The 14,557-nt window shown below is 61.9% G+C and carries 10 protein-coding genes; 5 read left to right on the top strand and 5 right to left on the bottom strand.

Features of this window, described 5'->3' with window-relative positions; translation table 11 throughout:
- Positions 1 to 30: 30 nt before the first annotated feature.
- Together BQ4888_RS14840 and BQ4888_RS14835 are read right to left on the bottom strand one after the other, a co-directional pair.
- Positions 31 to 264, bottom strand: a complete 234-nt coding sequence (locus BQ4888_RS14840) for a hypothetical protein (protein ID WP_092057691.1) — start codon at positions 262 to 264, stop codon at positions 31 to 33.
- Positions 265 to 581: 317 nt separating this feature from the next.
- Positions 582 to 1,583 (bottom strand): 4Fe-4S binding protein, encoded by a 1,002-nt coding sequence (locus tag BQ4888_RS14835; protein ID WP_092058057.1) that lies wholly within the window; start codon positions 1,581 to 1,583, stop codon positions 582 to 584.
- Between the two features lie 164 nt (positions 1,584 to 1,747).
- Between BQ4888_RS14835 and BQ4888_RS14830 the strand changes: the two genes are divergently transcribed.
- Positions 1,748 to 2,431, top strand: a complete 684-nt coding sequence (locus tag BQ4888_RS14830; protein WP_092058056.1) for a class I SAM-dependent methyltransferase — start codon at positions 1,748 to 1,750, stop codon at positions 2,429 to 2,431.
- Here BQ4888_RS14830 and BQ4888_RS14825 read toward each other — a convergent pair.
- Positions 2,428 to 3,741, bottom strand: coding sequence for a hemolysin family protein (locus tag BQ4888_RS14825; protein WP_092058055.1), 1,314 nt, complete (start codon positions 3,739 to 3,741; stop codon positions 2,428 to 2,430). The two genes, BQ4888_RS14830 and BQ4888_RS14825, sit on opposite strands and share 4 nt — an antisense overlap.
- Positions 3,742 to 3,787: 46 nt before the next feature.
- Positions 3,788 to 4,798: a TerC family protein gene (locus tag BQ4888_RS14820; protein ID WP_092058054.1), complete on the bottom strand. Its 1,011-nt coding sequence runs from the start codon at positions 4,796 to 4,798 to the stop codon at positions 3,788 to 3,790.
- 566 nt (positions 4,799 to 5,364) lie between these two features.
- Between BQ4888_RS14820 and BQ4888_RS14810 the strand changes: the two genes are divergently transcribed.
- The 4 genes from BQ4888_RS14810 (at position 5,365) to ablB (ending at position 12,194) form a co-directional block, all read left to right on the top strand.
- Complete coding sequence (locus BQ4888_RS14810; protein ID WP_092058052.1) at positions 5,365 to 7,461, top strand: HDOD domain-containing protein; 2,097 nt, start codon at positions 5,365 to 5,367, stop codon at positions 7,459 to 7,461.
- Complete coding sequence (locus BQ4888_RS14805; protein WP_092058051.1) at positions 7,454 to 9,652, top strand: putative bifunctional diguanylate cyclase/phosphodiesterase; 2,199 nt, start codon at positions 7,454 to 7,456, stop codon at positions 9,650 to 9,652. The genes BQ4888_RS14810 and BQ4888_RS14805 overlap by 8 nt, the downstream gene beginning before the upstream one ends.
- A 393-nt stretch (positions 9,653 to 10,045) precedes the next feature.
- Positions 10,046 to 11,362: a lysine 2,3-aminomutase gene (gene kamA / locus BQ4888_RS14800; RefSeq protein WP_092058357.1), complete on the top strand. Its 1,317-nt coding sequence runs from the start codon at positions 10,046 to 10,048 to the stop codon at positions 11,360 to 11,362.
- The gene (ablB, locus tag BQ4888_RS14795; protein WP_092058050.1) at positions 11,352 to 12,194 is read left to right on the top strand and encodes a putative beta-lysine N-acetyltransferase; all 843 of its coding nucleotides are present in this window, start codon (positions 11,352 to 11,354) and stop codon (positions 12,192 to 12,194) included. Before kamA ends, ablB begins: the two co-directional genes overlap by 11 nt.
- 163 nt (positions 12,195 to 12,357) lie before the next feature.
- On the opposite strand, the gene BQ4888_RS14790 is transcribed toward ablB, so the two are convergent.
- On the bottom strand, positions 12,358 to 14,472 hold the full coding sequence (locus tag BQ4888_RS14790) for a methyl-accepting chemotaxis protein (RefSeq protein ID WP_240746362.1): 2,115 nt from the start codon (positions 14,470 to 14,472) through the stop codon (positions 12,358 to 12,360).
- Positions 14,473 to 14,557 lie beyond the last annotated feature (85 nt).

Below are 14,557 nucleotides of genomic sequence, written 5' to 3'. Positions count from 1 at the left end.
TCCTTTATGAGGTCGGGTTCGTTGCGAGGGTTAGTGGGCGCTCTGTTTCGCTTCTTGTGCTTTCGGCTCGGCCACGGCTTTAACGATGCCGAACATCACCAAGAGGGCCGGGATGAGCTGGGCGGCGACGATCAGGCCGCAGAAGCCGAGGAAGACCCAGACGACGATGCCGCTGTGGTCGGTGCGGGTCGAGGCGGCGAATGCGGGAGCGGCCAGGGCGGAAAGAGCGAGAGTGGCGGATGCGATCAGGGATTTGACTTTCATGATGTCCTCCTATGGATGCAGGTGATTAGCTTGAGGCGTTGTGCCTTGCTGTTGTCTTTATCTATAGCGAGGAGCGTACCAATCTTGGAAAAATCCCATAAAATATTTTCAATTTATTGAAATCACAGGAGAAAAAAGTAAACGCCGAGGGCCTGCGCGAACAGTTCGCAGACCCTCGGCGTATAACACAAATATACATTTTTTCGTTATGATGATTTCGTTAGATCGGCCTAAAACTGAATCAATCTACTGTAATCATTAGTGATTAAGTCGTTTTCAGGGTGTATCCAGCATTTATACAGGTGTATGAGCACCGGTCAATGGATGAGTTGACGCGACATGGGGATCAGCCGCCGGTAATCCTCAGCGGTCAGGCTCGACTCCCAGAGTCCACTGATCATGCCCGTTCCCACCCCCAGGGCGAAGATCGCCATCACCAGCAGCGGAAAGCGCCAACCGGCGAGAAGATCCCGCCCCCCCGGGGGAGCCATGGCCAGGGATCGGGTCGGACAGACCGCCTCGCAACTCAGACAGCCGGTGCATTCCGGGCTGCTGATGGCGGCCTTACGATCGACCGGCAGACGCGATGGGCAGGCCTTGGCGCACTTGCCGCAATCGACGCAGGTGTGGGCATCGCGACGAATCTTGAGTGGGCTGAAAAAACTGAAAAGACCGAGCAGCGCCCCATAGGGGCAGAGATAACGGCACCAGAAGTTCTGATAGAAGAAAGACAGCAGGGTAATCGCGGCGATGATTGCCAGAGCGGTCGTCGACATGCCGATGAAGAAATGGAGCATCTTCACGTCGCTCACCGCCCAGTAGGGGGTTTCAAGAAAGGAGGCGAGAGCAAAAGACGGCATGTCGAGGAAGATGATCTTGGCGAAGAAGGCCAAAAGCAGATATTTCAGCCCACGCAACGGCCAGTCGAGCCAGGTCCAGATGCGGAAGTTGCGGCCGAAAACTCGTTGCCCCAGCTTCCATACCGCCTCGGACAAGGTGCCCACGGGACAGAGCCAGGAGCAGAAACTCTTACGCGCGAAAAAGCTCATGGCGATGAAGGTCAGCAAGAGAATCATGGCCGCCGGATGGACCTGGTCGACGATTCCCGTCGTCAGCCAGTATTTCAGGCTGACCAGGGCGCCGATGGGGAGAAACCCTTCGACCCCGGGCGGGCGGGAGACATAGGGAGTCGCGCCGAAGCTTTCGTAATGGCGGACAAAAAGGGCGAAACGGACGCCGATCCCCAAAATCCAGGCAAAAAAGAGCCACTGAATGAGGTTGCGTATCCGGGTTCTTCGGGATAAAAAATCAGTTAACATCAGCTTCTCCTAAATATCCGCCGATTGGCCGGCGGTTTTGTGCCATGGGAACAGATTGCTCTCGACAACACCTTGACCTCGGTCAAATTTTGCCGACTGAAAAAACGCGGAAGGCGAACAAAGCCACGGAGAGGTCTTTTCATCACAGGATAAAGGAGCCGACCATGATTCAGGACGCCACCGACCAATATATCGCCACCATCCTCGCCCACTATCCCCTCGCCGGCAAAAAGGTGCTGGAGATCGGTTGCGGCGGCGGCCGTATCACCCGTGACTTGGCCCGCTATGCCACTTCGGTCCTGGCCACCGACCCCGACGGCAAGGCCCTGGCCAAGGCCCGCGCCGCTGTCACCGCTGAGAATGTCACTTTCCGCCAGGCTCCGAGCGGCGTCCCCGAGGATCTCCCCCCCGCTTCCTTCGACCTGGTGATCTACACCCTCTCCCTGCACCACGTTCCCATCGGCGCCATGACCGCCAGTTTGGAAGCCGCCGGCCGGCTGCTACGCCCCGGCGGCGCAATCATGGTGCTGGAACCGGGGGCGGAAGGCCCCTTTATGGAAGCCAAGCAGCGCTTCGGTATCGGCAGCGGTGACGAAAGCCGCGAACAGGCGGCGGCGCTGTCGGCCATAGAAGAGCTGACCGGGTGGACGGTCGGGCCGACCATCCACTTCGAAACCGCCTTTCTCTTCAGCGACGAAGCCGACTTCTTCGCCAGCAAAGTCCCCAACCATGCTCAACTGCCCGCCGAGCGGCTGGCGGAAATCCGCACCTTCCTCACCCCCTACAAGACCGCCGAAGGCATCGTCCTCCGTGGCGGGCGCCGGCTCAATGTCCTCACCCGAAGCTAGGCGAGGTCTTCGTCAAGGGGCTCGATGCGCACCCGGCGAATCGCGGTTCCCCTGACTTTGACGCAGGTCAGCCGGAAATCCCTCCAGTCGAGTTGCTCTCCCTCCGTAGGCAGGTGCCCCAGTTTGAAGAGAATCAACCCCGCCAACGTGTCGAAAGGCTTATCAGGGACAGAGCGCACACCGAGCAAATCCTCCAGATCCTTGAGGGTAATGAACGCATCGACCAGATAACCGCCGTTATCGAGGGGCTGGATTCGGCGCGGCTCGTCCGCGTCATGCTCGTCCTCGATTTCCCCCACCAGTTCCTCCAGCAGATCCTCGGTTGTCACCACCCCGCTCAAGCTGCCGTATTCATCGACGACCATGGCCATATGCAGATGTTTGCGCTGCATCTCGCGCAACAGTTCGTTGACCCGTTTCGTTTCCGGAACGAAAAAACAGGGGCGCATCAGGTCTTGCAGATCGAAGGAAGTTGAGCGCACGGCTTGCGCCAACAGATCCTTGCCGTGCACGAAGCCGACCACGGCCTCGATTTCGCCGCGATAGACCGGGTAGCGGGAATACTGATGTTCCAACACCCGCGCCAGCACATCCTCCCGAGAAAGCTCCAGATCGAGACCGACCACCCGCGGCCGGGGAACCATCACTTCGCGCACCTGGGTGTTGGAAAACTCGAAGACGTTGCGGATAAATTCCTGCTCGTCGGACGAGACCGAGCCACTCTCCCGCCCTTCGGCGATCAGATGCTGGATCTCATCCTTGGTGATGAAGGCCTGCTCGCCCCGGCCTTTGACCCCGAGCAGCGCCAGCACGGTTCGGCTCGACAAGGTCAGGACAAAGACCGCCGCCCCCCCCCACCGGGCCAGCCAATGGATCGGCCGGGCGACGCCGAGGGCGATCCGTTCCGAATATTCCAGGGCCAACGCCTTGGGCACCAGTTCCCCGAGAATCAGGGAAAAGTAAGCGATGCAGCCGACCACCAGAAAGAGGGAGAGGGGCTCGGCGGCATCACGCACCAGCTCAATCGGCGCCTGCTGCAGAAGCGGCTTGATCACTTCGATGGCGGCGGCGCCGCCGACGGCGGAGGCGAGGGTACCGACCACCGTCACGCCGATCTGCACCGTGGCGAGAAAACGATGGGGATCGGCCTGCAATCCTTCCAGCACCTTCGCGCCGGGCCGGCCTTCGGCAACCAGTTGGGCGATGCGGCCGCGCCGCACCGAAACGATGGCGAGCTCGGCCCCGGCGAAAAAGCCGTTGGCCAGAATCAGCAGCAAGACGATCACCAGTTCAAACCAGAGAGTTTCCATCTAAAAAAATCCTTTTTTCAGCAACGAGACAAAAATTGTCGGCCGCTCAATCCGCCCCTTTTTCCTCCGTCTTTTCCTCCGTCTTGGCCGGGCTTCCCGGCACCCAGCCGAGCCGCGTCTCGGCGGCGGCCGCCTCGGCGGGCAGGACGCGGGTCTTGACAACGGAGATGAGCATCGAGCCGCCGATGAGCAGAGCGGTGACGAGCAGCGCCGCCTCGGTTGGGATGACCTTGCCGAAGGCGGCGTTGATCAGCATCTTGGCGCCGACCACCATCAGCACCAGCGAAAGCCCGTACTTGAGATAATGGAAGCGGTGGATGATTCCGACCAGGGCAAAGTACAGGGCGCGCAGGCCGAGAATGGCGAAGACATTGGAAGTATAGACGATGAAGGGGTCGGTGGTGACGGCGAAAATGGCCGGGATGGAGTCGAGGGCGAAGACGACGTCGGTGACTTCAACCAGGATCAGTACCACCATCAGCGGGGTCAGAAACAAGAGACCGTCGCGGCGAACGAAAAAGCGATTCCCCTCGTAGTCTTGGGTAACCCGGAAACGGCGGCGGACCAGCCGAACGAGGCGGTTTCCCTCCATGTCCGGTTCCTGGTTGATGGTCATCAGCATGCGCACGCCGGTGAAGACAAGAAAAGCGCCGAAGACGTAGATGACCCAGTGGAAGGCCGAGATGATCGAGGCGCCGACCAGAATCAGCGCGGCGCGCATGACCAGGGCGCCGAGAATCCCCCAGAAGAGCACCCGATGCTGATACTGAGCCGGCACCGCGAAGTGGCCGAAAATGAGCACGAAAACGAAGATATTGTCGACGCTCAGGCTCTTTTCCAGGAGATAGCCGGTAAAGAACTCGACCCCCGATTCCCGCCCGAGAAAATGCCAGACGCCGGCGCCGAAAAGGAGGGCGAGGACGAAATAGCCGAAGCTCAGCCACAAGGCTTCGCGAATCCCCACCTCCTGGCCTTTTCGGTGGAGCACACCGAGATCGAGCGCCAACAAAACTAGGACGAACAGGTTGAAGCCGAGCCACATCCACAGGGTATTCATCGATTCATTTCTCCTTGCGCGTTTTTGCGTCCCGGGCAAAAAAAAACCTTTCCCCAGGACATTGGTGAATGTCATGGACAAAGGTCTTGCAAGGCGCGACGGCTGTCGTGGCTCCCGCGTCCGGGTGAAAGCTCACCGTATTGACGAAGCGCGGGCCGGAGGCGTTCCGGATGCTACTCCCCTTTTTTCCGGCGCCCATCCTAACAAGATCCCCGGCAGAGAGCAACAGGAAATTCCCCAACAAATTCCCCGGGGATTTACTGAGAAATCCCCAACCTAACCGGCCCTTGTCGAGTTGGCGAAAAGCTCGGGACAAGGGCCGAACAGATCTTTCATTTTCTATGATAATCCTTTTTCTTCAAGGAGATAGCCATTTTAACCCTTGACCTGAGAGGCTTTTTTATGATTATGATAACCAAAGATTAAATTGTTCCCGCGAAGCCTTCTCCCGAAAAAACATTCAGCAAATCCACCCCCGCCCATTCCGGGAAAACCCGAAGTGGTCTCCGGGCTTGGTTTGAGCCGAAGCGGATGCTTTTTGCCAAGCATCAAAGGTGCCGGTGGCCATGATCCTGGAAGATCTGCGCATCGAGAGGATTCCATCCGTTCCAGAAGTTCTGGTGACGCTCCTCAAGTTGTGTCATAAGCCCCAGGTCGAATTCGAAGAACTGGCCCGGGTTATCGAGCAGGAACCCGCCCTTTCGGCAAAAATCCTCCATCTTGCCCATACTGCCTGCTACCGCCCATGGGCCGAGGTCACCCAGATCCGCCGCCTGCTCGTGGTTCTAGGCCTCGACACGGTGCGCCGACTGGCTCTGACCAGCGCCGTTCACCAGTATTTCAGCCAACTTTCCCCCGGGCATGAAAGCTTTACCGCCGCCCTCTGGTTTCGCTCCCTGCTCTGCGCCCACCTGGCTCGCGACCTCGCCCGCCTGACCGGCTATCCGGCTCCGGAAGAGGCCTACCTCGCGGGCCTGTTGCACCGTCTTGGGCAGCTGGTGCTGCTGGAGAATTTTCCCGAGCCTTATCGAGACATCCTCTTCATGGATGAGACCGAGGCACGGATCGAACAAGTGGAACGGGACCGTTTCGCGACCACCGGCGCCGAGGTCGGTGCCGAACTCCTGCGCCAATGGCCGACCTCCCCCTTTCTGGCCGACGCCGTGCGCTACCAGAATTATCCGCGAAGCGACCTGGGCGAAAGCCCGCCTCTGGTCAAACTCTTCAATCTGGCGACGCGCCTGAGCCGCGGCACCGGCACTGGTGCCCTCCCACCAACGGACCTCGACGACCAATTCTTCGGCCTCAACGCCACCCTTCTTGCGGAAGTCTTTCACCGAACCCGAGCGGAGGTGCTGGAAACGGCCCAGGGCTTCGCTATCGATCTCGGCACCGGAACGGGCCGGGAGGCCAGTCCGGCACGGCGGGAACTGGCTGACTACGCCCGCAACCTGGCTTTGCTCGGCGGCACCGGTGGCCTGCATTCGACCGGCCTCGACACCCGGGCCGCTCTCGAACGCATCCGCCGGGATCTGGCGCTGGTTTTCGCCCTCGACGAGGTCGAATTCTTCCTCTGCGACGCCTCCGGCGAACGTTTGCTCGGCCAACCCTCCCCCGCCCATCCCGCCTGTTCCGGCTATTCCCTCGACTGGCAAAGCTCCGCGGGCCTCCTGGGCCGGGCCTTGCGCGAGGCTCGGCCCCTCTCCTCCTTCGACCGCAGCTCTGGCGAAACGGAAGCCCTCGTCGACGAACAGCTGCGCCGCCTGCTCAAGGCCCCCGGGCTGCTCGTCCTCCCGCTGATCGCCGGGGAGGTTCCCCTCGGCGTAGCGGTGGCGGGTATCCCCTCGCCACGCCGCCTGCCCCTGGACGAATGGCGGACGGGCCTGAACCTCTTCGCCGGGCAACTGGCGCTCCTGCTCCTTCAGGCCCGCGAGGCCGAAGCGGCCCGTGAAACCGAGGAGAGCGTAGGGCGCCAACAGCGCAACCTGGAAGTCCGCAAGCTGCTGCACGAGGTGAATAATCCTCTGGCCGTCATCACCAATTATCTGCATGTTCTCGGCCTCAAGCTGGGGGAAGGCGGCCCCGTCAAGGAACTGGCCGTTCTGCGCGAGGAGCTCGCCCGGGTCGGCGATCTGCTGGCGCGTTTCAAGGATCTGGAACAGCCTCCCGCCCCCGGCGAGGAGCGGCTGGAGCTGAACCGGACCATCGCCGACCTCTGTACGATCTTCGCTGACGGCCTCTTTCAGGGGAAAAAAATTCGGGCCGAGCTCGATCTGGATGAGAGCATCCCTGCCCTGACCCTGAGCCCCGGCGCGTTGCGCCAGGTGGTGATGAACCTGGTCAAGAATGCCGCCGAAGCCCTCCCCAAAGGGGGACGCATCGACCTTGCCACCCGCGACCGGATCCACAAGAACGGCGCCCTCTTTGTCGAGCTGCGCATCGGTGACAACGGCCCGGGCCTGCCCGAGCACGTTCTGAACGAGCTTTTCACCCCGGTCACGAGCACCAAGCCGGGGCATGCCGGGCTTGGGCTGAGTATCGTCAAACAGCTGCTCGATCAGCTCGGTGCCGAAATCAGCTGCGCCTCCGGCCCGACGACCGGCACGCGTTTTCAGATCCTCCTGCCGCGCACCCTGCCCCGGGAGGCGTCCGCCCATGCCTGAACGCTCCCGCCCTGCCATGTCGCCCGTGACGTCCGCCGACCAAGAGGAGAGAGAGGAACAACAGGAGCTCTTCCCCCCCAAACTACTGGTGGTGGACGACGAGCCCCCCATGCGCGAGAGCCTGCGCAGCCTGCTCGAACTCTCCGGCTACCAGGTTGTCTGTGCCGAGGACGGCGGCACAGCCCTCGCCCTGCTCGAGCGGGAAAGCTTCGACCTGCTCCTGCTTGATCTCAACATGCCGGGAATGTCCGGTCAGCAACTGCTCGACACCCTGCGGCAACGGGGGATCGACAGCAGCGTCATCATCCTCAGCGGGGAGACGACCTTCGACCAGGCGACGAGCGCCTTCCGTAAGGGGGCGGCGGATTTTCTCGCCAAGCCCTGCCCCCCCGAAACCCTGCTCGCCACCATCGCCGCGAACCTCGATCGGTGCCGCCGGAAACAGGACTACTTCATCATCCAGAAGCGCTTGCAGGGCTCCGAGGAACTGCATCGTTTCATCGTCAACAGCGCCCCCGACCTCTTCTTCATGCTCGACGGCGAGGGGCGTTTTTCCTTTGTCAACGACCGGGTCGAAAGCCTGCTCGGCTGCCGGGTCGACGATCTGCTCGGCCGTCATTTCTCGGAAATCGTCTACGACAAGGATCGCGACCGGGCGCGCTACGCCTTCAATCTCATCCACCATCCCGGCGGCGGCCGCTCTACCAAACGCATGGAGTTGCGCTTGCGCGTGCAGAACTGCGACGACCTGCGCTATGTCGAGGTGCGGGCCATCGCCACCGAACTCTCGCCAGGCGGCACCTACACCGCCGATGGCCGCGGCACCCGGGGCGCCGCCGCGACCTACGGCGTGGCCCGGGACATCGGCGACCGCAAACAGTCCGAGGCGCTGCTGCGCTACCATCGCTACCACGACGTTCTCACCAGCCTGCCCAACCGCACCCTCTTCAACGACCGGCTGGAAATCGCCCTGGGTCAGGCTAAACGTTCCGGCGGCAAGCTCGCCCTGATGTCCCTCGATCTCGACCGCTTCAAGAAGATCAACGATACCCTCGGCCACTTTGCCGGCGACGAGCTGTTGCAGGCGGTGGCGATGAAACTCAAGCGCTGCCTGCGCGAGGGGGACACCCTGGCGCGGGTCGGCGGCGACGAATTCGTCCTACTGCTGCCGGGAATCGCCAAGGCCGAGGACGCCTCGGTCATCGCCCGAAAGATTCTCGCCGTCGGCAGCCGGCCCTTCCATCATCAGGGCCAGGAATTGCGCATCACCTTCAGCATCGGTGTCGCCCTCTACCCCGATCAGGGGGAGAGCAAAGAGACGCTGCTGCGCCACGCCGACCTGGCCATGTACCGGGTCAAGGAAACGGGACGCAACGGTTTCTGTCTCTATTCGAGCGACATGCGCCAAGACAGCTCCCAGTTTCTGGATATCGAATCGGGGCTGCCCCGGGCCATCTGTCATGACGAGCTGCGCCTTCACTACCAGCCGCAGGTAGATATGGCCCAAGGGCGCATCGTCGGCCTGGAAGCGCTGGTGCGCTGGGCCCATCCGCAGCGGGGGCTGCTGCCGCCGGCGGAGTTCGTCCCCATCGCCGAGGAGACCAAACTGATCCGCGAGCTCGGCGACTGGGTGCTGCGCCGTGCCTGCCGGGATGCCGCCGTCCTGCGGGAGCGGGGTTTCGGCGACCTGAAAATCGCCGTCAACGTCTCCCCCCAGCAGTTCGAGACGGACGACTTCGACCAGTGCGTCCTCGCCATCCTCGCCTGCCACGGCCTGGACCCCGCCGTGCTCGAGATCGAAATCACCGAAAACAGCATCATGCGCGACATGAACAAGTCGATGGCCAACCTCACCGCCCTGGCCCATGCCGGGGTCACCATCGCCGTCGACGATTTCGGCACCGGCTACTCCTCCCTTGGCTACCTGCACAGTCTGCCCCTGCACACCCTGAAACTCGATCGCTGTTTCGTCCAGAACATCACCCAGGCGAGCGAGCGCAACACCATCATCACCGCCGTGCTGGCCATGGCCCAAGGGTTGGAAATCGCCTTTGTCGCCGAGGGGGTCGAAACCCAGGCCCAGCACGATTATCTGCTCAATGCCGGCTGCCCCATCGGCCAGGGCTACCACTACTGCCGCCCCCTCGAACTGGAAAAACTCCTCCCGTTTCTCGCCGCCCATCCCACCTGAAAATCCCCCCGCACCCGGGGCGATTTGACTTTCCTTCGCAAATACGCTAAGGTAGCGCATTACAGGCAGCGTCCCGCCAGGACGTCTCGACCTGAATCCGCATCCGAGGACCACGCCCGTGCCCCCCGGCACGATTGGGACGGCGCCTCGATCTCACCGGACAGCGCCGCATTTCGGGAGTCCCCCGTTATCGCGGTCGCGGGTTGTCCGACCTGATCACAATCAAACTCAGTCTTTGAGCACGCCGTCGCGTGCGCCCCGTTCCGCTTCCCCACCCGAGAAGTCTCTTTCGCGCGCCGACCTGCTCCCACTTTTAACGAAATTCCGGAACCATCCGGAATCGCTGGGGATTTGTCCATGGACGGAGCCCCGCCCCAGACACAGGAGGTCGTTTTGCCTATTTTTTCCACCAGCCAACAACAACTTGCCGAAGCTATCGACGCCGGCGGCGTCACCATTTCCCGTTGGAAAGACTGGCGCTGGCAGCTGAAACATGCCATCCGCGATATCGACCGCGTCGAAGAGCTTCTCGGCATCCATTTCGAAGCGGAGGAAAAAGCCCGCCTCGAAGAGACCCTGCGCCGCTTTCCGCTGGCGATTACCCCCTATTACCTCTCCCTGGTCGACAACGACGGCTTCCGCGACGATCCCGTCTTCCGTCAGGCCTTTCCTTCCCCCCGGGAGCTGGAGCTCGACGCCTGTGACCTGGCCGACCCCCTGGCCGAAGACCGGGACAGCCCGGTGCCGGGAGTGACCCATCGTTACCCCGACCGGGTGCTGCTGCAGATCAGCAACGTCTGCGCCATGTACTGCCGTCACTGCACCCGCAAGCGCAAGGTCGGCGACGTCGATTCGGTTCCCAATAAGGATGAATTGCTCGCCGGCATCGACTACATCCGCAAAACGCCGGTGATCCGCGATGTTCTCCTTTCCGGCGGCGATCCGCTCATGCTCTCCGATGAGAAGCTCGACTGGATTCTGACCGAACTGCGCAGCATCCCCCATGTTCAGGTGGTGCGCATCGGCAGCCGCATGCCGGTCGTTCTGCCTTACCGCATCACGACCGAGTTGGTGGCGATGCTGAAAAAGCATCAGCCCCTGTGGCTCAACACCCATTTCAACCACCCCCGGGAGATCACCGCCTCCGCCCGAGAGGCGCTACAACTCCTCGCCGATGCCGGGATTCCCCTCGGCAACCAGTCGGTGCTGCTGGCCGGGGTCAACGACTGCCCGCGCATCATGAAATCCCTGGTGCACAAGCTGGTGGAAAACCGGGTGCGTCCCTATTATCTCTACCAGTGCGATCTTTCCGAGGGGCTTTCCCATTTCCGGACCCCCATCGGCAAAGGGATCGAGATCATGGAAAGCCTGCGCGGTCACACCAGCGGTTTCGCCGTTCCAACCTATGTGGTCGATGCGCCGGGAGGCGGCGGCAAGATCCCCCTCAACCCCACCTACCTCATTTCCCTGTCGACGAACAAGGTGGTGTTGCGCAACTACGAGGGGGTCATCACCACCTATCAGGAACCGGATAGCTACGAACCGATTTTCTGCGACCGCAAGTGCGATGACTGCCGCTTGCACCTGAAACTGGAGGACGCAGAAGAATGCCGCTCCACCGGCATCGAAATGCTCCTCTCCGACTACGATGAAACCATCTCCCTGACCCCCGAGAACAACAGCCGCATGGAGCGCCGCAATGATGAATGATCGCATAGAAACCTTTGGCCAATCGACCATCCAGCACGGCAAGCACAGCGACCGCGTCTATCTGATGAAACTGGGACAAGACGACCTGCCGGGACTGCTGAGCCGACTCGAAGACCTGGCGGATGAGAAAGGTTATTCCAAGATTTTCGCCAAGGTGCCCGATGACCGCCTGGACCACTTTCGGCGCCACGGTTACCGCCCCGAAGCGCAAGTCCCCCGCTTCTATGGGGGGGATCGCGCGGCCCACTTCCTGGGCAAATACCTCTGCCCGAAGCGCCGGGAGGAACCGCGCCCGCAACGGGTGGCGGAGGTGCTGGAGCTGGCCCGGGCGAAGGAGCCTCTGCCCGAGGCACCGTCCCTGACGGAAGGCTACCGCTGGCGGCCCTTGGACCCGAGCGACACCCAGGCCATGGTCGCCGTCTACCGACGGGTCTTCGCCAGCTATCCCTTCCCCATCCACAACCCCGCCTATCTCGAAGAAACCATGGCGGATAACGTGCGCTATCACGGCATCTTTCGCGATGACCGACTGGTCGCCATCGCCTCGGCGGAACTCGACAAAAGTGGCGGCAATGGGGAAATGACCGATTTCGCCACCCTGCCGGAAGAGCGGGGCCAGGGCCTGGCCAACTATCTGCTCACCCGGCTGGAAGAAGCCGCCGCCGAGGAAGGGATCGTCACCGCCTATACCATCGCCCGGGCCTACTCCTTCGGCATGAATATCACCTTCGCCAAGCTCGGCTACGACTTCGGTGGCACCCTGACCCGCAACACCCAGATTTCCGGCGACCTGGAAAGCATGAACGTCTGGTACAAGCCGCTGGTTTCCTGATAACGGCGCCAGCCGGCCGCGATGCGGTTCGCTTCGCTCACCGGCATCCTACGGGATACGAGATGTAGGATGCGGTGACGCAGGAACCGCATCTTCTCCACCGGCACGCAAAAAAGCCCCTCGGGATTGTCCCGAGGGGCTTTTTATTGACAATCGGCAGGAATCACATTCCCCAGAGTTCGTCCTCGTCCTCTTGTGGCGGGGAATCGAGCGCGATCATCGGTTCGCTTTCTTCTCTCTCTGCCGGAGCGTTCAGGGCGTAAGTCGCACCGCCGCTGCCGGCGAGATGGAAGCGGCCGAGCATCAGCTTGAGGTGGGCGACCATGCTCGAGAGTTCCTCGGCCGCTGCCGCCGTCTCCTCGGCGTTGGCGGTATTCATCTGGGTCACCTGATCGATCTGGGAGAGGCCCTGGTTGACCTCGGAAATACCCAGGGCCTGATCGGACGAGGCGGTGGCGATCGCGCCGACCAGGTCGGAAACCTCGCTGATCTGGTTGACGATCTGCCCCAGAGCGCGGGCCGTCTCGTCGGCCAGGCGAACGCCATTTTCGGTCTTGGAGACCGTTCCCGCGATAAGGTCAGCGGTCTCCCGGGCGGCGTTGGCGCTACGTGCTGCCAGGTTGCGCACCTCCTCGGCGACGACCGCGAAGCCCTTGCCGTGCTGGCCGGCACGGGCAGCCTCCACGGCGGCGTTCAACGCCAGCAGGTTGGTCTGGAAGGCGATTTCGTCGATCGTCTTGATGATCCGGGAGATATCGGCCCCGGAGCGCCGCATCTCTTCCATCGCCGCGACCATCTGACCCATCTGGGCGTTGCACTTTTGCGCCGAATCCCGCGCCTCTTCCGAGTTGCGGTTGGCTTTGCCGGCATTTTCGGCGTTGGTCTTGGTGCGGTTGGCCATCTCGTTCATCGAAGCGCTGATCTCTTCCAGGGAACTGGCCTGCTCCGTCGCCCCCTGGGAGAGAGACTGGCTGGAGTCCGCCACCTGGGTGCTGCCCGAGGCGATCTGATCCCCCACCGACTGCACCTGGCCGATGAGCTCGTTGAGATCGTGCCGCACCTTACCCAGGGCATGACGCAGGCTGTCTCCGTCGTCCCGAGGATGAACCTCGAAATCGAGATCGCCGTTAGCCAGCCGTTCCAGGGGAAGAACGACCTCGCCTTGCAGACTTTCGGCAAAATCGTCCATGGTGCGTGCCAGCATGCCGACTTCATCCCCCAGATTGAGATTCAACCGGGTATCGAGATGCCCCTTTTCGAGCTCGCCGATCATCCCCACCACCTTGGCCAGGGGCCGCTGAATGCCGAGGGCGATGCGCAGAGCGAGCAGGGCGCCGAGCACCAAGGCCACCAGCACACCGACCCACAGGGCGGTGGTCGCCCGCTTCACCAGGGACAGCATTCCGGCCTTCTGGATTTTCACCGCCTCGTCGCAGGCGGCGACGGTCGCTTCGGCCTGGGTCTGCATCTGGGCGATGAGCTCCCGCTGCTCCGCCAGTTGTTGCACGAACTCGGCGTACTTGGCGGTGAACTGAGCGAGAGCGGCCTTCATGCTCTGCAGATTGGCGATGCTCTCCTCGTCTTCCAGCCCGGCGATGAGGGCATCAGCGGTATCCTGTACCCCCTGCATGGTGGCGCGGGAGCGCTCCAGGTATTTCTCGTCCCGACTGAGGAAGAATTCTTTCTCGAATTTGCGGGAATCGGTAAAGAGCAGCAGCATGCGGTCCGTCGCCTCGACCCAGCCGTGACGCTCCGCCATCAGCTGGTCGTACTGCCAGAGATGGTAGTCTTCCTGATCGTCGCGCAGATCCTCGACCGCCTCCACCTGATCCTCGCGCACCTGGGTCAGCGCCCGCAGCGCCACGTTGGAACTGGTCTTCATTTCCTCCATGGCGGCGGCTTTCAATTCCTCGGACTGAACGTAGCGCTCGAACTCGCCGAGGTAGTCGGCGGCGGCCTTGCGCACCTTGCCCATCTCCCCCTTGACCTGCGTCGCCGCCGGCAGCCGCTCTACGCTTTCAGCCAGGGCGGTCATTTCGGCGAGACGCTTGCGCACCAGTTCGGCCTGCTCCGTATCGCCGTTCAAGGCGAAGCTCTTCTCCGCCCCCTGCGCCGCTTGCAACAGGTGCAGCATGGCCGTAACCTTCTGCGAAACCTCGACCCGGCCGATGATCTTCTTCATCCCCACATAGCCGACCATCCCCACCACCAGGGTCAGAATCAGCAGAACGCCGAAAGCCATCATCAGCTTTGGTGCGATTTTCATTCTGTTGAACATGGTGCCTCCTCACAAATGGAGTGTCCGCAGTCGCCGGAGAAGGATATTCCGGCAAAATAACCCATGGGGCCGCAAGGCGTTTTAA

This window comes from Desulfuromonas acetexigens (assembly GCF_900111775.1).
GTDB lineage: Bacteria > Desulfobacterota > Desulfuromonadia > Desulfuromonadales > Trichloromonadaceae > Trichloromonas > Trichloromonas acetexigens.
Note: the sequence above shows the minus strand (reverse complement) of the source record. Positions and strands in the feature narration are given on the sequence as shown.